The 19,544-nt window shown below is 68.2% G+C and carries 20 protein-coding genes and 1 pseudogene; 10 read left to right on the plus strand and 11 right to left on the minus strand.

All coding sequences use genetic code 11. From position 1 onward, the window contains the following. Nucleotides 1-125: 125 nt before the first annotated feature. Nucleotides 126-1,700, plus strand: a complete 1,575-nt coding sequence (locus ESD82_RS04120) for a Re/Si-specific NAD(P)(+) transhydrogenase subunit alpha (RefSeq protein ID WP_147429187.1) — start codon at nt 126-128, stop codon at nt 1,698-1,700. A 13-nt stretch (nt 1,701-1,713) separates the two neighbouring features. Then, a complete protein-coding gene (locus ESD82_RS04125) occupies nt 1,714-3,156 on the plus strand; it encodes an NAD(P)(+) transhydrogenase (Re/Si-specific) subunit beta (protein ID WP_024845286.1) in 1,443 nt (480 codons plus the stop codon). Nucleotides 3,157-3,465: 309 nt separating this feature from the next. Here ESD82_RS04125 and purF read toward each other — a convergent pair whose 3' ends face one another. From purF to ESD82_RS04155, 6 genes and pseudogenes are all read right to left on the minus strand, one after another. Continuing rightward, complete coding sequence (purF, locus tag ESD82_RS04130) at nt 3,466-4,962, minus strand: amidophosphoribosyltransferase (RefSeq protein ID WP_024845285.1); 1,497 nt, start codon at nt 4,960-4,962, stop codon at nt 3,466-3,468. A 136-nt stretch (nt 4,963-5,098) separates the two neighbouring features. Then, nucleotides 5,099-5,710, minus strand: coding sequence for a CvpA family protein (locus ESD82_RS04135; protein WP_024845284.1), 612 nt, complete (start codon nt 5,708-5,710; stop codon nt 5,099-5,101). A 43-nt stretch (nt 5,711-5,753) separates the two neighbouring features. Further along, nucleotides 5,754-7,117, minus strand: a pseudogene (gene radA / locus ESD82_RS04140) (DNA repair protein RadA). A gap of 147 nt (nt 7,118-7,264) precedes the next feature. Then, complete coding sequence (locus ESD82_RS04145; RefSeq protein ID WP_147428920.1) at nt 7,265-8,455, minus strand: UbiH/UbiF family hydroxylase; 1,191 nt, start codon at nt 8,453-8,455, stop codon at nt 7,265-7,267. 42 nt (nt 8,456-8,497) lie between these two features. Beyond that, nucleotides 8,498-8,695: a hypothetical protein gene (locus ESD82_RS04150; protein WP_024845281.1), complete on the minus strand. Its 198-nt coding sequence runs from the start codon at nt 8,693-8,695 to the stop codon at nt 8,498-8,500. Nucleotides 8,696-8,735: 40 nt separating this feature from the next. Continuing rightward, complete coding sequence (locus ESD82_RS04155) at nt 8,736-9,422, minus strand: pyrimidine 5'-nucleotidase (protein WP_024845280.1); 687 nt, start codon at nt 9,420-9,422, stop codon at nt 8,736-8,738. Between the two features lie 64 nt (nt 9,423-9,486). Here ESD82_RS04155 and ESD82_RS04160 point away from each other — a divergent pair, with 64 nt between their 5' ends. Genes ESD82_RS04160 through ESD82_RS04170 form a run of 3 tightly spaced genes read left to right on the plus strand, consistent with a single transcriptional unit; the run spans nt 9,487 to nt 11,416 of the window. Further along, a complete protein-coding gene (locus tag ESD82_RS04160) occupies nt 9,487-10,122 on the plus strand; it encodes a GntR family transcriptional regulator (RefSeq protein ID WP_024845279.1) in 636 nt (211 codons plus the stop codon). Next, complete coding sequence (locus ESD82_RS04165; protein ID WP_147428919.1) at nt 10,122-10,745, plus strand: DNA-3-methyladenine glycosylase family protein; 624 nt, start codon at nt 10,122-10,124, stop codon at nt 10,743-10,745. Before ESD82_RS04160 ends, ESD82_RS04165 begins: the two co-directional genes overlap by 1 nt. 11 nt (nt 10,746-10,756) lie before the next feature. Beyond that, nucleotides 10,757-11,416 (plus strand): alpha/beta hydrolase, encoded by a 660-nt coding sequence (locus ESD82_RS04170; RefSeq protein ID WP_024845277.1) that lies wholly within the window; start codon nt 10,757-10,759, stop codon nt 11,414-11,416. Nucleotides 11,417-11,617: 201 nt separating this feature from the next. Here the strand turns inward: ESD82_RS04170 and ESD82_RS04175 are convergent, their stop codons facing one another. Continuing rightward, nucleotides 11,618-12,052 carry a VOC family protein gene (locus tag ESD82_RS04175; protein ID WP_147428918.1) on the minus strand — a complete coding sequence of 145 codons (435 nt, stop codon included), beginning with the start codon at nt 12,050-12,052 and terminating at the stop codon, nt 11,618-11,620. 97 nt (nt 12,053-12,149) lie between these two features. On the opposite strand from ESD82_RS04175, the gene ESD82_RS04180 reads away from it, so the two are divergent. The 3 genes from ESD82_RS04180 to ESD82_RS04190 all read left to right on the plus strand — a co-directional run bounded on the left by ESD82_RS04180 (nt 12,150) and on the right by ESD82_RS04190 (nt 13,656). After that, nucleotides 12,150-12,470 (plus strand): DMT family transporter, encoded by a 321-nt coding sequence (locus tag ESD82_RS04180; RefSeq protein ID WP_147428917.1) that lies wholly within the window; start codon nt 12,150-12,152, stop codon nt 12,468-12,470. Between the two features lie 149 nt (nt 12,471-12,619). Beyond that, the gene (locus tag ESD82_RS04185; RefSeq protein ID WP_028711093.1) at nt 12,620-13,216 is read left to right on the plus strand and encodes an HNH endonuclease; all 597 of its coding nucleotides are present in this window, start codon (nt 12,620-12,622) and stop codon (nt 13,214-13,216) included. 203 nt (nt 13,217-13,419) lie between these two features. Then, complete coding sequence (locus tag ESD82_RS04190) at nt 13,420-13,656, plus strand: hypothetical protein (RefSeq protein ID WP_028711094.1); 237 nt, start codon at nt 13,420-13,422, stop codon at nt 13,654-13,656. 73 nt (nt 13,657-13,729) lie between these two features. Here ESD82_RS04190 and ESD82_RS21710 read toward each other — a convergent pair whose 3' ends face one another. Continuing rightward, the gene (locus ESD82_RS21710; RefSeq protein ID WP_166435398.1) at nt 13,730-13,894 is read right to left on the minus strand and encodes a hypothetical protein; all 165 of its coding nucleotides are present in this window, start codon (nt 13,892-13,894) and stop codon (nt 13,730-13,732) included. 144 nt (nt 13,895-14,038) lie between these two features. Here ESD82_RS21710 and ESD82_RS04195 point away from each other — a divergent pair, with 144 nt between their 5' ends. Then, complete coding sequence (locus ESD82_RS04195) at nt 14,039-15,121, plus strand: PA0069 family radical SAM protein (protein WP_024845273.1); 1,083 nt, start codon at nt 14,039-14,041, stop codon at nt 15,119-15,121. On the opposite strand, the gene bmt is transcribed toward ESD82_RS04195, so the two are convergent. Next, entirely contained in the window at nt 15,122-16,081 is a 960-nt protein-coding gene (gene bmt / locus ESD82_RS04200; RefSeq protein WP_024845272.1) for a betaine--homocysteine S-methyltransferase, read from the minus strand. An 83-nt stretch (nt 16,082-16,164) separates the two neighbouring features. Next, nucleotides 16,165-17,184 (minus strand): tryptophan--tRNA ligase, encoded by a 1,020-nt coding sequence (trpS, locus tag ESD82_RS04205; RefSeq protein WP_147428916.1) that lies wholly within the window; start codon nt 17,182-17,184, stop codon nt 16,165-16,167. A 107-nt stretch (nt 17,185-17,291) separates the two neighbouring features. On the opposite strand from trpS, the gene ESD82_RS04210 reads away from it, so the two are divergent. After that, complete coding sequence (locus ESD82_RS04210; protein WP_244314450.1) at nt 17,292-18,008, plus strand: rhomboid family intramembrane serine protease; 717 nt, start codon at nt 17,292-17,294, stop codon at nt 18,006-18,008. Here ESD82_RS04210 and murJ read toward each other — a convergent pair. After that, entirely contained in the window at nt 17,999-19,543 is a 1,545-nt protein-coding gene (murJ, locus tag ESD82_RS04215) for a murein biosynthesis integral membrane protein MurJ (RefSeq protein ID WP_147428915.1), read from the minus strand. The two genes, ESD82_RS04210 and murJ, sit on opposite strands and share 10 nt — an antisense overlap. Nucleotide 19,544: the final 1 nt, after the last annotated feature.

A 19,544-nucleotide genomic window follows, 5' to 3' on the forward strand; every position in this document is an offset into this window, starting at 1 on the left:
TTCGGCAACGGCGTTTTTGACGCTGGGTCACATTCCTGGAATGTGCGGCGCCTCACTCCCTTGTGAAAGATTGTTGCGCTCTGCTATGGGGGACGCTGAAAGTCGCTAACATGGGAGATCGCCTCGTGAAGATCGGCGCATTGAAGGAGAGTTACGAGGGGGAGGCGCGGGTATCTGTGACGCCGTCCTCTGCGGCCCATCTGCAGAAGCTGGGCCATGAGATCCATGTGGAGACAGGCGCGGGGGTTCGGGCGGGGTTTTCCGACGCCGCCTATGAGGCCGCGGGGGTCACCGTCGCGCCCAGTGCCGCGGCGCTGATCGGTGCGGTGGACGTGGTGGTCAAGGTCCGCCCGCCCACCGAGGGCGAACTCAGGCAGATGCGGCGCGGCCAGACGCTGATCTCGCATTTCTGGCCGGCGCAGAACCCGGACCTGCTGGAGCTGGCGCGCGAACAGGGCGTCACCGCCATCGCCATGGACATGGTGCCGCGCATCTCGCGCGCGCAGAAGATGGATGCGCTGAGCTCGATGGCCAATATCGCCGGCTATCGGGCGGTGATCGAGGCGGCGAACAATTTCGGCCGCTTCTTCACCGGCCAGGTGACGGCGGCGGGCAAGGTGCCGCCGGCCAAGGTGCTGGTGGTGGGTGCCGGCGTCGCCGGGCTTGCGGCCATCGGCGCCGCGGTCAGCCTGGGCGCGCAGGTCTACGCCTTCGACGTGCGCCCCGAGGTGGCCGAGCAGATCGAATCCATGGGCGCGGAATTCGTCTATCTGGACTTCCAGGACCAGGTGCAGGACGGCGCCGCCACCGGCGGCTATGCCGCCCCTTCCAGCCCCGAGTTCCGCGAAAAGCAGCTCGAGAAATTCCGTGAGCTTGCGCCCGAAATGGACATCGTCATCACCACGGCGCTGATCCCCGGCCGCGACGCGCCGAAGCTGTGGACCGCCGACATGGTCGAGGCGATGAAGACCGGCAGCGTCATCGTCGACCTGGCGGCCGAGCGCGGCGGCAATTGCGACCTGACCGTCCCGGACGAGCGCATCGTCACCGAAAACGGCGTGGTGGTGATCGGCTATACCGATTTCCCGTCGAGGATGGGCGCGCAAGCATCTGAACTCTATGGAAACAACATCCGCCACATGCTCTCGGACCTGACGCCGGGCAAGGACGGCGTCATCGTGCAGAACATGGAGGACGACGTGATCCGCGGCGCCACCGTCGCCTTCGACGGCGACGTGACCTGGCCGCCGCCGCCGCCCAAGGTCGCGGCCATCGCCGCCGCGAAGCCCAAGGAAAAGCCGAAGGAGCTGACCCCCGAGGAACGGCGCGAGAAGGAAATCGCCGAGTTCCGCGCCCAGACCCGCAGCCAGGTGACGCTGCTTGGTGCGGGCGCGGTGCTGATGCTGCTGGTGGGCCTGTTTGCCCCCGCGAGCTTCCTGTCGCATTTCATCGTCTTCGTGCTGGCGGTCTTCGTCGGCTTCCAGGTGATCTGGAACGTCAGCCATTCGCTGCACACGCCCCTGATGGCGATCACCAACGCCATCTCCTCGATCATCATCGTCGGCGCGCTTCTGCAGATCGGCTCGGGCGGCTGGCTGGTGGTGCTGCTCGCGGCGCTGTCGGTGCTGATGGCGGGCGTCAACATCTTCGGCGGCTTCCTGGTCACGCGCCGGATGCTCGCCATGTTCCAGAAGTCGTAAGGGGAGAGGGCGCATGGAATACGGATTCACCACCGCCGCCTATGTGGTCGCGGCCGTGCTGTTCATCCTGTCCCTGGGCGGGCTTTCGGGCCAGGAAAGCGCCAAGCGCGCGGTCTGGTACGGCATCGCGGCCATGGCGCTGGCCATCGTGGCGACGCTGATCGGGCCGGGTTACGGCAATTGGGGGCTGACGCTCATCATGCTGGCCATCGGCGGCGCCGTGGGCTGGGTCGTGGCCAAGCGGGTGCAGATGACCGAGATGCCGCAGCTGGTCGCGGCCATGCACAGCCTGGTCGGCCTTGCCGCGGTGCTGATCGGCTTCAACGCCCAGTTCGAGCTGGCGCGGGTGATCCGCGTCCGCGCCGCCGATGCCGCCGCGCATTTCGAGGGCTTCGCCGCGGTGCTGGCGCACAAGACCCCGGCCGAGATCGCCATGCTGAAGGTCGAGGTCTTCCTGGGCATCTTCATCGGCGCGGTGACCTTCACCGGCTCGGTGGTGGCCTTCGGCAAGCTTGCGGGCAAGATCGACGGCAAGCCCCGCAAGCTGCCGGGCGGGCATATGCTGAACGCGGGTGCTTTGGCGCTGTCGGTGCTGCTGGGCATCCTCTATTGCGCCGGGATCGGGCCGGCGGTGCTGTGGCTGCTGCTGATCACGCTGCTGGCCTTCTTCATCGGCTATCACCTGATCATGGGCATCGGCGGCGCCGACATGCCGGTGGTGGTGTCGATGCTGAACAGCTATTCCGGCTGGGCGGCGGCGGCGATCGGCTTCACGCTGGGCAACGACCTGTTGATCGTGGTGGGGGCGCTGGTCGGCTCCTCGGGTGCGATCCTGAGCTACATCATGTGCAAGGCAATGAACCGCAACTTCGTCAGCGTGATCCTGGGCGGCTTCGGCGGCGAGGCGGGCCCGGCGATGGAGATCGAGGGCGAGCAGGTGGCCATCGACGCCGACGGTGTGGCCGCGGCGCTGAACGATGCCGACGAGATCATCATCGTGCCGGGCTATGGCATGGCGGTGGCGCAGGCGCAGCAATCGGTGTCGGAGCTGACCCGCAAGCTGCGCGCCAAGGGCAAGAACGTGCGCTTCGCCATCCATCCGGTGGCGGGCCGTCTGCCGGGGCATATGAACGTGCTCTTGGCCGAGGCCAAGGTGCCCTACGACATCGTGCTGGAGATGGACGAGATCAACGAGGATTTCCCCTCGACCGACGTCGCGATCGTGATCGGCTCGAACGACATCGTGAACCCGGCGGCGCAGGAGGATCCGAACTCGCCCATCGCCGGCATGCCGGTTCTGGAGGTCTGGAAGGCCAAGCAGGTGTTCGTGTCGAAACGCGGCCAGGGCACCGGCTATTCCGGCATCGAGAACCCGCTGTTCTACAAGGAAAACACGCGCATGTTCTATGGCGACGCAAAGAAGAGCATCGACCAGCTCCTGCCGATGGTCGAATAGGCGGCCGCGAAAGGCGGGCCCGCCGGCCCGCCCCTTGCGACAGAACGGGAAAGAGCCGCAAGATGCGGCTCTTTTCTTTTTCGGCATGGGTATAAGGCCCGAGGTGGCGGCGATGCGCCATCCATGCTGCTGCCAAGGCCGTGTGGCCGAATGCCGGCGCCCCTGTCCCAAGGGCCAAGCTGGGCAGCCGGCACCCGCGAAAGCGCGGCTGTCCGCCCGTCCCGATCCGGAAATCAATCGTTCAGAAAGAGGGAGAGCCCGTATTGATACCGGCTCTCATCCGGGCATGGCACAGCACCGCCGGAGCGGTCATTCTGCCGCGTGGCCGGTGACGGGGTTCGGGACGCCGGCGGATTTCATGCGAAAGCCGCGCTCAAGCTGGTCGAAGGGCGCCACCGGATATTCGCCCGAGAAGCAGGCGTCGCAATATTGCGGGCAGGCATTGTTGCGGCCCTTGGCCTCGCCCACGGCGCGATAGAGACCGTCCAGCGACACGAAGGCCAGGCTGTCGACGCCGATCCATTCGCGCATCTCCTCCTCGGACATCTGCGCCGCCAACAGCTTTTCGCGGTCGGGCGTGTCCACGCCGTAGAAGCAGGGCCAGGCGGTGGGCGGGCTTGCGATCCGGAAATGCACCTCGGCCGCGCCTGCATCCAGGATCATGTCCTTGATCTTGCGGCTGGTCGTGCCGCGCACCACGGAATCGTCCACCAGCACCACGCGCTTGCCCTTGACCAGCGCCCGGTTGACGTTGAGCTTCAGCCGCACGCCCATGTTGCGGATCTGCTCGGTCGGCTCGATGAAGGTCCGGCCCATGTACTGGTTGCGGATGATGCCCATGCCGAAGGGGATGCCGCTTTCATGGGCATAGCCGATGGCGGCGGGAGTGCCGCTGTCGGGCACCGGGCAGACCAGGTCGGCCTCGACCGGGGCTTCGCGCGCCAGTTCCACGCCGATCTGGCGCCGGGTCTCGTAGACCGAGCGGCCGCCGATGATCGAATCGGGGCGCGAGAAATAGACATGCTCGAAGATGCAGAACCGGCCCTTGGACGGGCCGAAGGGCCGCGAGCTTTCGACCTCGCCCTTGGAGATCACCACCATCTCGCCCGGCTCGATCTCGCGCAGGAACTCGGCGCCGATGATGTCGAGCGCGCAGGTTTCCGAGGCCAGCACGAAGCCGTCCTCGCCGATGCGGCCCAGCACCAGCGGCCGCACGCCCAAGGGGTCGCGCACGCCGATCAGCTTGGTGCGGGTCATGGCGATCACCGCGAAGGCGCCCTCGACCCGGCGCAGCGCATCCTTCATCCGCTCGGGGATATTGCGCTGTATCGAACGCGCCATCAGGTGGATGATGCATTCGGTATCCGAGGAGGACTGGAAGATCGAGCCGCGCTCGATCAGCTCGCGCCGCAGGGCCATGGCATTGGTGATATTGCCGTTATGCGCCACGGCGCAGCCGCCCATGGCGAATTCGCCGAAGAAGGGCTGCACGTCGCGGATCGCCGTCGCCGCCTTGGTGCCGGCGGTGGAATAGCGCACATGGCCGATGGCGAGCGAGCCGGGCAGGGTCTCCATCAGGCTTTGCTTGGTGAAATTGTCGCGCACATAGCCGAAGCGGTGGGCGCTGTTGAAGCCCTGCTCGGCATCGTGGCTGACGATGCCGCCGGCCTCCTGACCGCGATGCTGCAAGGCATGCAGCCCCAATGCGACGAAATTGGCGGCATCCGTCACTCCGATCACGCCGAACACGCCGCATTCTTCATGCAGGCGGTCGGAATCGAAGGGATGGGCAAGGAATGGCTGCATCATCACCGACTCTTGGGGCTATTCCGGGGCAGGGGTATATGGGACGCTTGACGCCAATCTAGGGTGTCAGGCGGGCGAAGTCACGCCCCACGGCCATCGCGGGGCGCATTTTATGTCACAAATTGGCCATATCGGCTCAATTCGCCGGCGCGGCGGGAGCCGGAGTGGGCGTCTGGGCATCGACCGGCTGGCCCGTGGGCGCGCAGCTGCGCACCAGCTGCTCATAGCGGCTGACCACCCAGCCCGGCGCGTCCTGCGGGATCTGCTGGTCCATCTGGCCACGCATGCGCTCGAACACCTGGGCCGAGCGGGAATTGTCCACCACCGCCACGGGCTGGCTGGCCATCACCCGGTCATAGACGATGAAGGCGATGGCGACGAGCAGGATGCCGCGCGCCACCCCGAACAGGAAGCCCATGCCCTGGTCCACGCCGCCGAGCGCCGAGCGCTGCACCACCGAGGAGAACAGCGGCGTGATGATGGAAAACAGCACCAGCGCCAGCGCAAAGACCGCGGCGAAGCCGGCGATGGTGGCCAGTTCGCAGCTGTCGGCCAGGAACTTGTTCAGCCCCGGCACCTGCGCCACCATCGGCCGCACCGTCGGCGCGAAGATGAAGGCCAGCACGGCCGCGCCGATCCAGCCCAGGATCGCCAGCGATTCGCGCACGAATCCCCGCGCATAGGCCAGGATCGCCGAGAGGATGATCACGGCTGCGACGATGCCGTCGATGATGGTGAATCCGTCCATTTTCACGCCCTTTCGCGGGATTGTCCGCGTCTTTGGGACGAGTTCATCCGGCGCCGAATGTCTCGCCCACGAAACTTGTCAGATCCGGGGTGCGGTCGATCCGCATCCCGGCCACGCCCTCGACCTTGGTGGCCGAAGGCAGGATCGCTCGTGAAAAACCAAGTTTCTGCGCCTCTTTCAACCTGTTTTCCGCCTGCGCGACCGGGCGCAGCGCGCCCGACAGGCTGATTTCCCCGAAAAGCACCGCCTCGGCCGGCAGCGCCACGTCCTCGCGCGCGCTGAGCAACGCCGCAGCGATGGCAAGATCCGCGGCAGGCTCGGCGACGCGCATCCCCCGGCAACGTTGAGAAAAACGTCGAGCCCGGCAAAGGGGACGGCGCAGCGCGCCTCCAGCACGGCGAGAATGGTCGAGACCCGGCCGCTATCCAGTCCGACCACGGTTCGGCGGGGACTTGCCAATGTCGAGGGCGCGACCAGCGCCTGCACCTCGGTCAGCACCGGGCGCGTGCCCTCGATCCCGGCGAAGACCGCCGAGCCGGCGCTGGCCTCGCCGCGTTCGGACAGAAACAGCGCCGAGGGGTTGGCGACCTCGGAAAGCCCGCCGCCGGTCATCTCGAAGACGCCGATCTCGTCCGCCGGGCCGAAGCGGTTCTTGTGGGCGCGCAGGATGCGGAACTGGTGGCCGCGCTCGCCCTCGAAATAAAGCACGGTGTCGACCATGTGCTCGACCACGCGGGGACCGGCGATCTGGCCCTCCTTGGTGACATGGCCGACGAGGATGACCGAGGTGCCGCGCCGCTTGGCGAAGGTGACGAGCTCATGCGCGCTGGCGCGGACCTGGCCGACCGAGCCCGGCGCCGCCTCGATCCGGTCGGACCAGAGCGTCTGGATCGAATCGATCACCGCGACATCGGGCCGCTCGGCATCGAGCGTGGTCAGGATGTCGCGCAAGGCGGTCTCGGCGCCCAGGCGGACGGGCGCGTCGCCGAGACCCAGGCGCTGCGCGCGCAGCCGGACCTGGGCGCTGGCTTCCTCGCCCGAGATGTAGACGGCCTGCTGGCCGGCGCGGGCGAAGGCGGCGGCGGCCTGCAAGAGCAGCGTGGACTTGCCGATGCCCGGATCGCCGCCGACCAGGATCGCCGAGCCGGGAACCAGCCCGCCGCCCAGCACCCGGTCCAGTTCGGCGATACCCGAGGTGGCGCGCGGCGGCGGCGCCTCTTGCGTGGCGAGGCCGGAAAGCGGGATCGGCTTGCCCTTGAGCGTGCCGAGGCCGCGGCCCGGGCCCTGGGAAAGCGGCGCTTCCTCGATGATGGTGTTCCAGGCACCGCAGGCGTCGCAGCGGCCGGCCCATTTGCGATGGTTGGCGCCGCAGGCGGTGCAGGTGAAGGCGGTGATCGGTTTGGCCATGGCCGTTATCTGGCAGATTGCGCGGGCGCGCGCCAGCCGGGAAGGGCGCTGCCGGCGGCGCGGTCCCCTGGGTATTTGGGGAACGAAGAAGCCGGGTCGCGCCAGGCGGGCGCGGCCGGATGAGTGTTTGGGAACGGTGAAAGCGGCTCAGGTCACGCCCAGGCCGGCGCGCATCATGATGCGGCGCACCGGGGCGACGGCGTAGAGCCCGCCCAGGGCGGCAGCGCGCAGATCGCGCAGGGGACGCGCCGAGATCATGCTGGCGCGGTTCAGCGCGTCGATGCCGATCAGCCGCGCCAGCGCCTCGGGGCGGCGGCGGCGTTCATAGGCGGCGAGCGAGTCCGCACTGCCGGGATCGCCGGCCGAAAGCGCGATCAGGGCGCCGAGATCGGCAAGGCTCATATTCAGCCCCTGCGCGCCGATGGGCGGCACGACATGCGCCGCCTCGGCGATCAGCGCCGTGCGGGGACCGGTGAAGCGGTCGGCGATCTGGCTGATGATCGGCCATTCCGTCAGCCGCGTGGCCTGGGTCAGATGGCCCAGCACCCCGGCCGAGCGGCGGTTCAGCTCGGCCTCGAAATCCTCGGGCGGCAGGGCGCGCAGCCGGGCGGTTTCCGGGCCGCGCTCCATCCAGACCACGGCCGAGGAGGGCTTGCCGTCGCGATCGGGCAGGGGAACCAGGGTGAAGGGGCCGCCCGAGCGGTGGATCTCTGTCGAGACATTGTCGTGCGGGCGGTCATGGGTGACGGCGAAGGCCAGCGCCTTTTGCCCGTAGCGCAGCGTGCGGATGCCGATGCCGAGCGCCTCGCGGGTGGGCGAGTTGCGGCCGTCGGCGCCGATCACCAGCCTGGCCCGGATGCGGCTGCCATCGGTCAGGGTGGCCAGCGCCTCGCTGTCGCGCGCCACCAGCCCCGCGGTGCCGGTGCCGGGCAGGAAGCGGACGTTTTGCAGGCTGGCGAGCCGTGCTGAGATTTCCCGCTTGAGCAGCCAGTTCGGCAGGTTCCAGCCGAAGGGCTGGTCCGAGATCTCGGAGGCGTCGAAATCGCGGGTGAGCCGCGCCTGCGACAATTTCCCGCCCGCGTCGATGATGCGCATGACCTGGAGCGCGGTGGCATGCGGCGCGAGGCGGTCCCAGAGCCCGGCCGCCTGCAGCACCGCGATCGAGGGGTGCAGGAAGGCGGTGCTGCGCAGGTCCGAACCCTGGGCGCCTTCCTCGGTCACGGGCGGGGCGGGGTCCACGCAGGTCACGGAATGCCCGGCGCTGCCGAAGGCGGCCGCGGCGATCAGCCCGGCGATGCCGCCGCCGGAAACGAGGATCTCGGTATCGTCGATCTGCATGGTCTGGCGCCAGGGCTGGTGAGGGGGGCGGTGCGGGCCGGCCTAGAACCCGGCCGCATAGGCGGCGAGCATGGCGAACATCAGCACGGTCGCCGCAAGGGCGAGCATGCCGAGCGCCGGCAGGCCCCAGAGCAGGAGGCCGACAACCGCCAGCACGACGACCAGCAGCGCGAAGGTGAAAAGGAAGGTGGCGGTGCGCGCCTCGGCCTGCGCCTCGGCGGGGGTGAGTGGTTCGGACATGCGCGTTCCCTGTTTTTCTTGGGTTTCCTGTCGGCGAGGGTCAAATCTTAGCCAAGCTTGGGCTTGCGGCAAGCCCGCGCAGGAAGGCAGCCAGATCCCCGGTGCGGTGATGCACATGCGGGCCATGGTCGTGATCCTGGGCCAGTTCGTCGGGGCCGTGGCGGCCTGGACCGACCAGAATCGTCCGCATTCCAAGCGAATGCGGGATGGCGAGGTTCCGGGGGTCGTCCTCGAACATGGCGGCCTGGGCGGGGTCGAATCCCTCGGCGGCCTGGACTGCGGCATAAGCGCGCGGATCGGGCTTGGGGTGAAAATCCGCCTCCTCGACGCCATGGATGGCGTCGAAGACCATCAGCCCGCGATGTTCCAGCACCCGCGCCGCATAGGCGCTGTCGCCGTTGGTGTGCACGATCTTGCGGCCGGGCAGGGCGGCGATCAGCCCGGCCAGTTCCGGGTCGGGGGTCAGCACCGTGAAGTCGATGTCATGGACCTCGCGCAGATAGGGCAGCGGATCGACGCCATGCTCGGCCATCAGCCCGGCCAGGGTGGTGCCGTGGCTGCGCCAGTAATGGCTGCGCAGCCGGTTGGCCTCGGGTTCGGTCACGCGCAGCTCGCGCATGACGAAGGCGGTCATGCGCCGCTCGATCTGGGCGAAAAGCCTGACCTCGGGCGCATAAAGCGTGTTGTCCAGATCGAAGATCCAGGTGGTGACATGCCGAAAATCCATGGCCCCTGCCTAAACCCGCGGCATGGCGCTTGCAATCGCCGTTCCGAGCGCGGATCGTGCGGGCATGAAAGACGCCTATTCCCTGATCCTCTCTGCCATCGACAATGGCATCTATCGCCCCGGCGACAGGCTGGTCGAATCCGAGCTGGCCGAACGCTTCGGCGTCTCGCGCACCCCGGTCCGCGAGGCGCTGCAGCGGCTGGAGACCCAGTCCATGCTCAAGCGCGACGGGCGCAGCCTGATCGTCGCCACGCTGGACCACAACCAGCTGGCCGAGCTTTACACCGTGCGCGCCGAGCTTGAGGCGCTGGCGGCGCGGCTGGCCGCCCGCCACGCCACGCCCGAAGAGGTGCGCGTGCTGGCCGGCATGGTCGAGGACGACCGCGCCATCCTGGGCGATCCGCAGGCGCTGGCACGGGCGAATCGCCGCTTTCACCACCAGATCCACCTGGCCTCGCATAACCGCTACCTGGTGCAGCAGCTGGACCTGGTGCATCGCAGTATGGCCTTGATGGCGCGCACCAGCCTGGCGGCGCAGGGCCGCGACGTGGTCACGCTGGACGAGCATCAGGCCATCGTCGATGCCATCGCCGCCCATGACGGGGCGGCTGCCGAGCAGGCGCTGCGCCACCATATCTCGATGGCCTTCGAGACCCGGCTGAAGGAAGAGGCGCGGCTGGCAGAGGAGGACGAGGGCTGATGCGCGAGATCCGCGCCGCCGCCGATCTGGAGGAAGGCGCGGCGCATCTGATGCGCGCCTGCCCGGTCTGGGCGCGCGAATTGCCGGCGCTGCTGCCCCTGCCGCTGCGGCGCTGGCCCGAGGGCTTTCCGGCGATCCGCGATGCCGTCGTCTCGCAACAGATCTCGGCCCAGGCCGCGAGTGCCATCGGCGCGCGCATGGCCGCGGCCGGCCTGGCCGATGAGGCGGGGATCGCTGCGGCCGATGACGAGGCGCTGCGCGCCGTGGGCCTGTCGCGGCCGAAGATCCGCTATTTGCGCGGCATCGCCGTGGCGCAGCTCGATTGGGACGGCCTGCGGGTGCTGCCCGACGAGGAGGTGATCGCCCGGCTGACCGCGCTGCCGGGCATCGGGCGCTGGACCGCCGACATCTATCTGAAATTCGCGCTTGGCCGGGCGGATGCCTTTGCCGCGGGCGACCTGGCACTGGCCGAGGCGGCGCGGCTGCTCTACGCCCTGCCGGACCGGCCGCGCCCGGCGGCGCTGGCCGAACTGGCCGAGCCCTGGCGGCCCTGGCGGGCGGTTGCGGCGCGCGCCCTCTGGGCCTATTACCGGGTCGCAAAAGGGCGCGAGGGCGTCCGCTGAAGGGGGACGAGATGCCGCGCGAGTTGAAATCCGAACGCAAGGGCCCGCGCAAGGCCGATTCGGCGGTGGTCTTCCTGCACGGCTATGGCGCCGACGGGGCCGACCTGCTGGGCCTGGCCGACCCGCTGGCGCCGCATCTGCCCGGCACCGCCTTCTATGCCCCGAACGCGCCCGAACGCTGCGTGAACAATCCCATGGGCTATCAATGGTTTCCGATCCCCTGGATGGACGGTTCGTCCGAGGCGCAGGCCCAGGCCTCGGCCGCGCAATCCTTCCAGGACATCAATGCCTTCCTGGACAAGGTTCTGGCGGATGAGGGGCTGGGCGCGGATCGGCTGGCGCTGGTCGGCTTTTCGCAGGGCACGATGATGGCGCTGGCCGTCGCCCCGCAGCGCGACGAGGAGATCGCCGGGGTGGTGGGCTTTTCCGGCCGGCTGCTGGATGCCGAGAACCTGACGCCGGCGCGGGTCAAGCCGCCGGTGCTGCTGATCCATGGCGACCAGGATCCGGTCGTGCCCTTCGAAAGCATGGGCATCGCCGGCGAGGCGCTGCAAAAGGCCGGGTTCACCGTCTATGGCCATGTGATGAAGGGCACGGGGCACGGCATCTCGCCCGACGGGCTGTCGGTCGCGCTGGCCTTCCTGAAAGAGCGGTTTGCCGCCGGGTCATAGGGTTTTCGCCCGGTTTCGCACTTGCGAAACGGTCCGCAGCCCCTACCTTTGAAGTAAGGAGCCAAGGAGGACGCATATGACCCTGATCTGGATGACTGCAATCGCCCTGATTCCGGCCGGCATGGTTTCCCTGCGCCTTCTGGCGCCGCAGCCCGCCGCGGTGCGCGCCCGTCGCTGACCTTCCCGGCCGGCCCCGCGGGCTCACGCCCAGATCGCGGGGTCGGCGATCTCGATCGAGTTCCCGGCAGGATCGCGGAAATACAGCGAGCGGCCGCCCTGGGGCCAGGTGAAATCGGCCTCGATCCCTATTCCCGATGCTTCCAGATGCGCGCGCCAGGCGTCGAATGCGCCGGGCGCGGCGCCCATGCAGAAATGCCCCGGTCCCTTGCTGCCATGCGGCGGCACGGGCAGGCGGGCGCCGGGCTTGGGCGGCACCCGCGTTGCGCTGGCGCGAAACACCAGCAGCACCTGCGCCCCGCAGCGAAAGAAGACATGCCGGCCGGGCACGCGGGCAATTTCCTCCAGGCCGATGATGCCGGTCCAGAAACGGGCGGCCTCGTCCAGATCCTCGGCGTAGAGCGCGGATTCCAGCGTGCCGATCAGCTTGGGCGGGGTTGTGGGCGGCGGTGGCGTCATGCCGCCATCTTGCCAGCAATCGGGCTGCCGGGCCAGACCGGCTTGACCTTGGCCGCGCCGCGCGCCAGCCTGCCCCGGGGCAGGACAGGGACGCGGCATGGCGTGGATCTATCTGGGCGTGGCGGGGCTGCTCGAGGTGGTCTGGGCCTTCGCGATGAAGCAGTCCGAGGGCTTTAGCCGGCCCTGGCCCACCACGATCACCCTGGCCGCCATGGTGGCCAGCGTCTGGTTCCTGTCGCTGTCGATGAAGGTGCTGCCGCTGGGGACCGCCTATGTCATCTGGACCGGCATCGGCGCGGTCGGCACCTTCGTCCTGGGCGTGTTGCTGCTGGGCGAATCGGCCGACGCGCTGCGGCTTGTCGCCGCCGTGCTGATCGTCGCGGGGCTGGTGCTGATGAAGATCGCCTCGCCGCAGTAAAGCCGTCGCGGCGGGCCTTGTCACGCGCCTGTCACGCCGCCCGGCTATTTGTGCGCCAGGCATATATTCAGGGACTTGTCAGCCCGGAGCCGCGATATATAGTCGGTGCCATGTTCTGACCCGTCCCGGACAAGGCGAAGCGAGGGCCGATGCTGGACGACCATGGCGACTTTCGAACCCAATTCGTGCGCGAGCCATCCTTCTTGCGCCACCATCCTGCGCTGGTTCTAAATGCCGATTTCAGGCCGCTCAGCTATTATCCGCTGTCGCTATGGCCCTGGCAGGAAGCGGTGAAGGCGGTGTTCCTGGACCGGGTCCAGATCATCGCCGAATATGACGAGGTGGTGCGAAGCCAGCATCACGCGATACGCATCCCCTCGGTCGTCGTGCTGAAAGATTTCGTCAAACCCCAGAAGCGCGTGGCCTTCACGCGCTTCAATCTTTTTCTGCGGGACGAATTCTGCTGCCAGTATTGCGGCGCCAAGGGCGAGCTGACCTTCGACCATGTCGTGCCGCGCTCGCGCGGGGGCGTGACCAGCTGGGAGAATGTCGTCGCCGCCTGTTCGCCCTGCAACCTGAAGAAGGCCAACAAATCGCTGAAACATTCGGGGCTCAGGCTGCGCCGGCCGCCGCGCCGGCCAACGCCCGAAGAAATGCACGCCGTAGGCCGGCGCTTCCCGCCGAATCACCTGCATGAAAGCTGGATGGATTTCCTGTACTGGGATACGGAACTGCTTTCGGACTAGACGCCGCCGCGTCGGAACGCAGCGGATTTATTGCAGCGCCGGAGAATGCCGGTTAAAGAAGCGGTCAGGTTTGCGTGATGACATCAAGCCTGTGACGCGCCGATTCGCATTCGTCCGGCGCTGCGACCATCGTCCGCGCGCATGGCTGCCCGTAACTTGCGGCCATGCAGGGCGATCAACGAAAAGACAAGAAAGGATCTCGTATGTGGACACGTATTCAGACCGTGGTGGACGGCAACCCCGTTTCGGGTGACTGGACCATTTGCCGCAATGAGGAGCCGGTGGGGCGTATCTGTCACGATCCGAAACAGCCTGGCGTGGCCGCCTGGGCCTGGACGGTCCTGCACGATCCGAGTGCGAACGGGCGGGCATGGACGGAGGAGGCCGCGCTTTCCGCGGTCAAGGAAAACGCCGAGAAGCCAAGCGATGCAGCGGCGTAACGCCGCAGAAATGACGGAAAATGGCGCCAGCGGCGCCCTGTTTCCAGCCCGCCCGCCTGGTGCGGCGGGGTGACTAGCTTCGGTGATCGCGCGTCGTCAGATGCGCGATCGCCGCCGCAAGCAGCGCCAGGAACCCCAGCGCGAACAGCGGAATGCCGATGGCGCTTGCAGCCCAGATCGTCAGCCCGGCGGCCAGGATCACGGCAAGGATCAGGATCAGGAAATGCGGCAGCGGCATGGCATCCTCCGTTGCCTTCAATATGGCCCCGCCGGCGCGCGTCGAAAAGCCCCAGATCCGGCTTTGTGCGTTCCGCTGCCGATTCCGGCTGCGCTTTCGCGGCACGATCTGGAAAATGTTCGCGAAATGTTCTAGTCTGGCGGCATGCGCCTGCCACCCCGCAATCCCGACGAGATCCTGCGCGCCCGCGGCGCCGACTCGCGCCCTGCCGGACGCTTCGAGCCCTATCGAACCGAGCGCGAGGATGACGGCTGGGACATTCCCGAAGAGCAGGCCCTGCTGCGCACCGAGGTCACGCAGGAGCGGGCGCGTTCGATCATCGCCCGCAACAGCTCGCCCGACATCCCCTTCGACCGTTCGATCAACCCCTATCGCGGCTGCGAGCATGGCTGTATCTATTGCTTCGCCCGGCCCAGCCACGCCTATCTGGGCCTGTCGCCGGGCCTGGATTTCGAGACGCGGATCGTCGCCAAGCCCAACGCCCCCGAACTGCTGGAGGCCGAGATCGGCCGGCGCGGCTATGCCGTCGCGCCCATCGCCTTTGGCACCAATACCGATCCCTACCAGCCTGTCGAGGCCAGGCTGGGCATCATGCGCAGCTGCCTGCAGGTGCTGCACGACTGGAACCACCCGCTTAGCCTGGTGACGCGGGGCGCCACGGTGATGCGCGACGCTGATCTGCTCGGGGCGATGGCGGCCAAGGGGCAGGCGATGGTCTGCATTTCCCTGACCACGCTGGACGCGGATCTGGCGCGGCAGATGGAGCCGCGGGCGCCCGCGCCCTCGACCCGGCTGCGAATGATCCGGGTGCTTTCGGATGTCGGCGTGCCGGTGCGGGTCATGGTCGCGCCGATCATCCCGGTGCTGACCGAGCATGAGCTGGAGCGCATCATGCAGGCCGCCCGCGACGCCGGGGCGAGTGCTGCCGGCATGATCCCGATCCGCCTGCCGCTGGAGGTGGCGCCGCTGTTCCGCGACTGGCTGGAGCGGCACCATCCTGGCAAGGCCGCGCATGTCATGGCGCGCATCCAGGCGATGCGCGGCGGACGCGACAACGACCCGCGCTTCGGCAGCCGCATGCGCGGCGAGGGGCCCGAGGCCGACCTGCTGCACCAGCGTTTCCGCCTGGCCCGCAAGCGGCTGGGATTGCAGCGCGAATCCGAAGTGCTGGATTGCAGCCGCTTCGCCCCGCCGCCGCGGGCGGGGGACCAGCTGTCGCTGTTCTGACTACTCGCCCGGCCCCATCACCTGCGCGATGCGGGCCGAGATCCGCTCGGGCGAGGGGCGGGGGCCGCGCGGTGCGGCGACCAGCGCGTCGCGCATGGCGGCCAGATGCGCAGGCGTGGTGCCGCAGCAACCGCCGATGATGCGCACGCCCATGTCGCGCGCCAGCACGGCGAACTCGGCCATGACCTCGGGCGTCGCGTCATAGATCAGCCCGCCGTCCTGATAGCGCGGCACCCCGGCATTCGGTTTGGCGATCAGCGGGCGCTCGTTGCCCGAGGCGGCGAACCCGGCCACGGCCAGCAGCAGCTCGGCCGGGCCGGTGCCGCAATTCGCGCCATAGGCCAGGGGCGGATGCGGCAGCCGGTCGATCAGCGAGGCAAGCTGCGGCGGCGTCACCCCCATCATGCTGCGCCCGCCCGGCTCGAAGCTCATCATGCCGCACCAGGGCATGCCGACCGCCTGTGCGGCCTTGGCGGCGGCGCGCATTTCCTCGGCGGCGCTGATCGTCTCAATCCACAGCACGTCGGCGCCGCCCTCCTTCAGCGCCTGCGCCTGCTGGGTGAACATGGCGGTGGCATCGGCCTCGGTCAGCCGGCCCATCGGCGCCATGATCTCGCCGATCGGGCCGACCGAGCCGGCGACAACCACGGCGCGGCCGACCTCGGCCGCCGCTTCGCGCGCCAGCCGGGCGGCGGCGCGGTTCAGCGCGGCCACGCGGTCTTGCGCCTTGGCCAGCCGCAGCCGGCTGGCATTGGCACCGAAACTGTTGGTCAGGATGATGTCGGCGCCCGCGGCGATCATCTGCCGGTGCAGCACGCGCACCTGGTCGGGATGGGTCTCGCACCACAGGTCCGGCGCCTGGCCCGAAGCCAGCCCCATGTTGTAGAGATTGGTTCCGGTGGCCCCATCGGCCAGCAACCATGGGCGCTCGCCGAGCATCCTCGACAATTGATCAGGCATGGTTTTTCCCGTTTTGCGGCAGGATGGGGAATCATAGCCCATCCTGCCGGGAAGTCATTGCAACATTCGTGGACAGCCCGCGCTCAGCGCGAGCGGATCATGCCCATGATGTCCTTGGTGCGCTCGACGATCGGCTCGGCGATGGCCTGCGCCTGGCCGGCGCCATGGCCCAGGATGCGGTCGATCTCGGCCGGGTCGGCCATGAACTCGGTCATCCGCCGGGTGATCGGCGCCAGGGCCTCGACCGCGACCTCGGCCAGGGCCGGCTTGAAGGCGCCGAAGCCCTGGCCCTCGAACCGGGCCAGCACCTGGTCGCCGCTCTCGCCGGTCAGCGCGGCATAGATATTGACCAGGTTCTTGGCCTCGGGCCGGTCCTTCAGGCCGTCCATCGATCCCGGCAGCGGGTCGGCATCGGTGCGCGCCTTGCGGATCTTTTGCGCGATGGCATCGGCATCGTCGGTCAGGTTGATGCGGCTGGCATCCGAGGGATCGGATTTCGACATCTTCTTGGACCCGTCGCGCAGGGACATGACCCGCGTCGCCGCGCCCTCGATCATCGGCTCGGTGATCGGGAAGAAGTCCACGCCGTAATCGTGGTTGAACTTGGCGGCGATGTCGCGGGTCAGCTCCAGGTGCTGCTTCTGATCCTCGCCCACCGGGACGGCGGTGGCGTGATAGGCCAGGATGTCGGCGGCCATCAGCGACGGGTATGCCAGCAGGCCCAGGCTGGAGTTTTCGCTGTTCTTGCCGGCCTTGTCCTTGAACTGGGTCATCCGGTACATCCAGCCTACCCGCGCCACGGTGTTGAAAAGCCAGGCCAGTTCGGCATGCTGCGAAACCTGGCTCTGGTTGAACAGGATCGAGACCTCAGGATCGACGCCCGAGGCCATGAAGGCCGCCGCGACCTCGCGGGTGTTGTGCCTGAGCTTCTCGGGCTCCTGCCAGACGGTGATCGCATGCAGGTCCACGACGCAATAGATCGTCTCGGCTCCCTTGCCCTGATAGTCCGCAAAGCGTTTCAGCGCGCCCAGATAGTTGCCCAGCGTCAGCCCGCCCGAGGGCTGGATGCCGGAGAAGATGCGCTTGGCGAAGCTCGTGGTCATGGCACTACCTGCTTGGAAAATCCCGGTGGCTGGCTTACCTCTTGCCCCGTCCGGGCGCAACCGCCCGCAGGGTGACGGGTTGCGCAACAGCCCGCTGGAAAGGAGCCATGATGCGACCCGGTTACGATGAATCGCCCCTGAACCCCGTGCCCGCCGTGGTGTGGATGATCGCCCTGCCGATGATCGCCTGCGAGGCGGTGTTCGGCCTTGCGCAGATGGGGTTCATCGGCGGCAGCGGGCAGGGCGCCGGCCTTGCCATGCGCCAGATCGCGGTCGAGCGCACCGCCTATATCCCCGAATTCGTGCTGCGGCTGTGGCAGATGAAGGTGCTCCTGCTGGACCAGAGCTGGCGCATCCTGACCTATTCCTTCGTGCATCTGTCGCTGACCCATGCGCTGTTCGTCATCGTCTTCACGCTGGCGCTGGGAAACCTGATCGCGAACCAGTTCCGGCCTTGGGCGGTCGCGGCGCTGTTCTTCGGCTCGGCCGTCGGGGGCGCGCTGGTCTATACGCTGGCGGCGGGGCTTCTGCCGCAGTTCCGCTTCCAGGCGCTGATCGGCGGCTACCCGGCGGTCTACGGCTTCGTCGGCGCCTTCACCTTCCTGCTCTGGACCCGGCTGGGGCAGGAGAACGCGAACCGGCTGCGCGCCTTCACCCTGATCGGCATGCTGCTGGCCTTCCAGCTGGTCTTCGGCATCCTGTTCCAGGCCGGCAGCCTGACCTGGATCGCCGAGATCGCCGGCTTCTGCTGCGGTTTCCTTTTGTCCTTCGTGCTGGTGCCGGGCGGGATCGGGCGCGTGATGCGCCAGATCCGTCAGCGCTGACGCCGCAGGCCCGCGCGGAGGTCCGAGGGCCGGAACGCGCCCAGCACCAGCGCCGCCACGCCATAGGCCGCCATGCCGCCCAGGACCAGCGCGGCCAGCGCCAGATAGCGGGTGCCGGGCTGCTCCAGCGTATCGCCCAGGGCCAGCATCAGGCCCCAGATCACCGCGCCCATGACCGCGGATGCCGCGCAGATGCGGGGCAGGCGGTGGCGGAAGCGGTCGTCGAGCTCGGCCGCCTCGCCAAAGGCTTTCGTGCCGCGCCAGAGCTGCGCCGCCATGGTCCAGCCGGCGACGGTGGTGCCCCAGGCGGCGGCGGAAAAGCCGATGAAGGGCGCAAGCCCCAGCGCCACCACCGCGTTGACCACCATGGACCAGACAGCGAAGCGGAACGGGGTGCGCGTGTCCTCGCGGGCGAAATACAGCGGCTGCAGCACCTTTTGCAGAACAAAGGCCGGCAGGCCCAGGCCATAGATCGCCAGCGCCAGCGCGGTCGGACCGACATCGGCGGTCAGGAAGGCGCCGCGCCGGAACAGCACCGAGATCAGCGGATAGGCCGCGATCACCAGCGCCACCGCGGCCGGGACGGTCAGGAACAGCGCAAATTCGGCGGCGCGGTTATAGGCATGGCGGCCGCCGCCGGTATCGCCGTTCTTCAGCCGGCGCGAGATGTCGGGCAAGAGCACGATGCCGATGGCGATGCCGACGACGCCCAGCGGCAACTGATACAGCCGGTCGGCATTGGTCAGCCAGGCGATGCCGCGGTCGAAGAACGAGCCGACCTGGCGGCCGACCAGCAGGTTGACCTGCACCACGCCCCCGGCCAGCACCGCGGGTGCCGCCACCGCCAGCAGCCTGCGCATGTCCGGTGACAGCCGCGGCCGGCGCAGCCGCAGCGCAAAGCCCATGCGCTTTGCCGCCCACCAGACCGCGGCAAGCTGGGCGATGCCCGAGACCGGGGTGGACCAGGCCATCGCCAGCCCCATGTCCCAGCCCTGCCAGTCAGCCAGCAGCATGGCCGCGATCAGGATGAGGTTCATCAGCACCGGCGCGGCGGCCGCGGCCATGAAGCGCCCGCCCGCGTTCAGCAGCCCCGACAAGAGCGCCGTCAGCGAGATGAACAGGATATAGGGAAAGCAGATGCGGCCATAGATCACCGCCAGCTCGAAACGCTCGTCGCCCTGAAAGCCCGCCGCCTGCATCAGCACCAGCCAGGGCATCGCCAGATGCGCGACCAGCGACACGGCCAGCACCACCGAGAACAGGCCCGAGAAGGCCTCCTCGGCAAAGCCGCGCGGGTTCTCGCCGCTTTCCAGCCGCTTGGCGAACATCGGCACGAAGGCGGTGTTGAAGGCGCCCTCGGCGAAGAAGCGGCGGAACATGTTGGGCAGGGTGAAGGCGACGATATAGGCCTGCGCCACCGGGCCGGTGCCCAGATAGGCGGCAATCATCACGTCGCGCACGAAGCCCACCACGCGGCTGCCCAGAGTCCACGCCCCCACCGAGAGAAAGCCCCGGATTAGCCTGATCGGTTGCATC

Origin of the sequence: Paracoccus pantotrophus (assembly GCF_008824185.1) — a bacterium.
In the GTDB taxonomy this organism is placed as follows: Bacteria; Pseudomonadota; Alphaproteobacteria; order Rhodobacterales; family Rhodobacteraceae; genus Paracoccus; species Paracoccus pantotrophus.

Coding starts and splice junctions, on each gene's coding strand:
- ESD82_RS04175 (WP_147428918.1), bottom strand. CDS start 12,052: ATGACGCCACCGCCGCCCACAACCCCGCCCAAGCTGATCGGCACGCTG.
- ESD82_RS04135 (WP_024845284.1), bottom strand. CDS start 5,710: ATGGACGGATTCACCATCATCGACGGCATCGTCGCAGCCGTGATCATC.
- ESD82_RS04210 (WP_244314450.1), top strand. CDS start 17,292: ATGATGCGACCCGGTTACGATGAATCGCCCCTGAACCCCGTGCCCGCC.
- bmt (WP_024845272.1), bottom strand. CDS start 16,081: ATGCCTGATCAATTGTCGAGGATGCTCGGCGAGCGCCCATGGTTGCTG.
- ESD82_RS04160 (WP_024845279.1), top strand. CDS start 9,487: ATGAAAGACGCCTATTCCCTGATCCTCTCTGCCATCGACAATGGCATC.
- ESD82_RS04165 (WP_147428919.1), top strand. CDS start 10,122: ATGCGCGAGATCCGCGCCGCCGCCGATCTGGAGGAAGGCGCGGCGCAT.
- purF (WP_024845285.1), bottom strand. CDS start 4,962: ATGCAGCCATTCCTTGCCCATCCCTTCGATTCCGACCGCCTGCATGAA.
- ESD82_RS04170 (WP_024845277.1), top strand. CDS start 10,757: ATGCCGCGCGAGTTGAAATCCGAACGCAAGGGCCCGCGCAAGGCCGAT.
- ESD82_RS04185 (WP_028711093.1), top strand. CDS start 12,620: ATGCTGGACGACCATGGCGACTTTCGAACCCAATTCGTGCGCGAGCCA.
- ESD82_RS04155 (WP_024845280.1), bottom strand. CDS start 9,422: ATGGATTTTCGGCATGTCACCACCTGGATCTTCGATCTGGACAACACG.
- ESD82_RS04190 (WP_028711094.1), top strand. CDS start 13,420: ATGTGGACACGTATTCAGACCGTGGTGGACGGCAACCCCGTTTCGGGT.
- ESD82_RS04125 (WP_024845286.1), top strand. CDS start 1,714: ATGGAATACGGATTCACCACCGCCGCCTATGTGGTCGCGGCCGTGCTG.
- ESD82_RS21710 (WP_166435398.1), bottom strand. CDS start 13,894: ATGCCGCTGCCGCATTTCCTGATCCTGATCCTTGCCGTGATCCTGGCC.
- trpS (WP_147428916.1), bottom strand. CDS start 17,184: ATGACCACGAGCTTCGCCAAGCGCATCTTCTCCGGCATCCAGCCCTCG.
- ESD82_RS04180 (WP_147428917.1), top strand. CDS start 12,150: ATGGCGTGGATCTATCTGGGCGTGGCGGGGCTGCTCGAGGTGGTCTGG.
- ESD82_RS04150 (WP_024845281.1), bottom strand. CDS start 8,695: ATGTCCGAACCACTCACCCCCGCCGAGGCGCAGGCCGAGGCGCGCACC.
- ESD82_RS04195 (WP_024845273.1), top strand. CDS start 14,039: ATGCGCCTGCCACCCCGCAATCCCGACGAGATCCTGCGCGCCCGCGGC.
- murJ (WP_147428915.1), bottom strand. CDS start 19,543: ATGCAACCGATCAGGCTAATCCGGGGCTTTCTCTCGGTGGGGGCGTGG.
- ESD82_RS04145 (WP_147428920.1), bottom strand. CDS start 8,455: ATGCAGATCGACGATACCGAGATCCTCGTTTCCGGCGGCGGCATCGCC.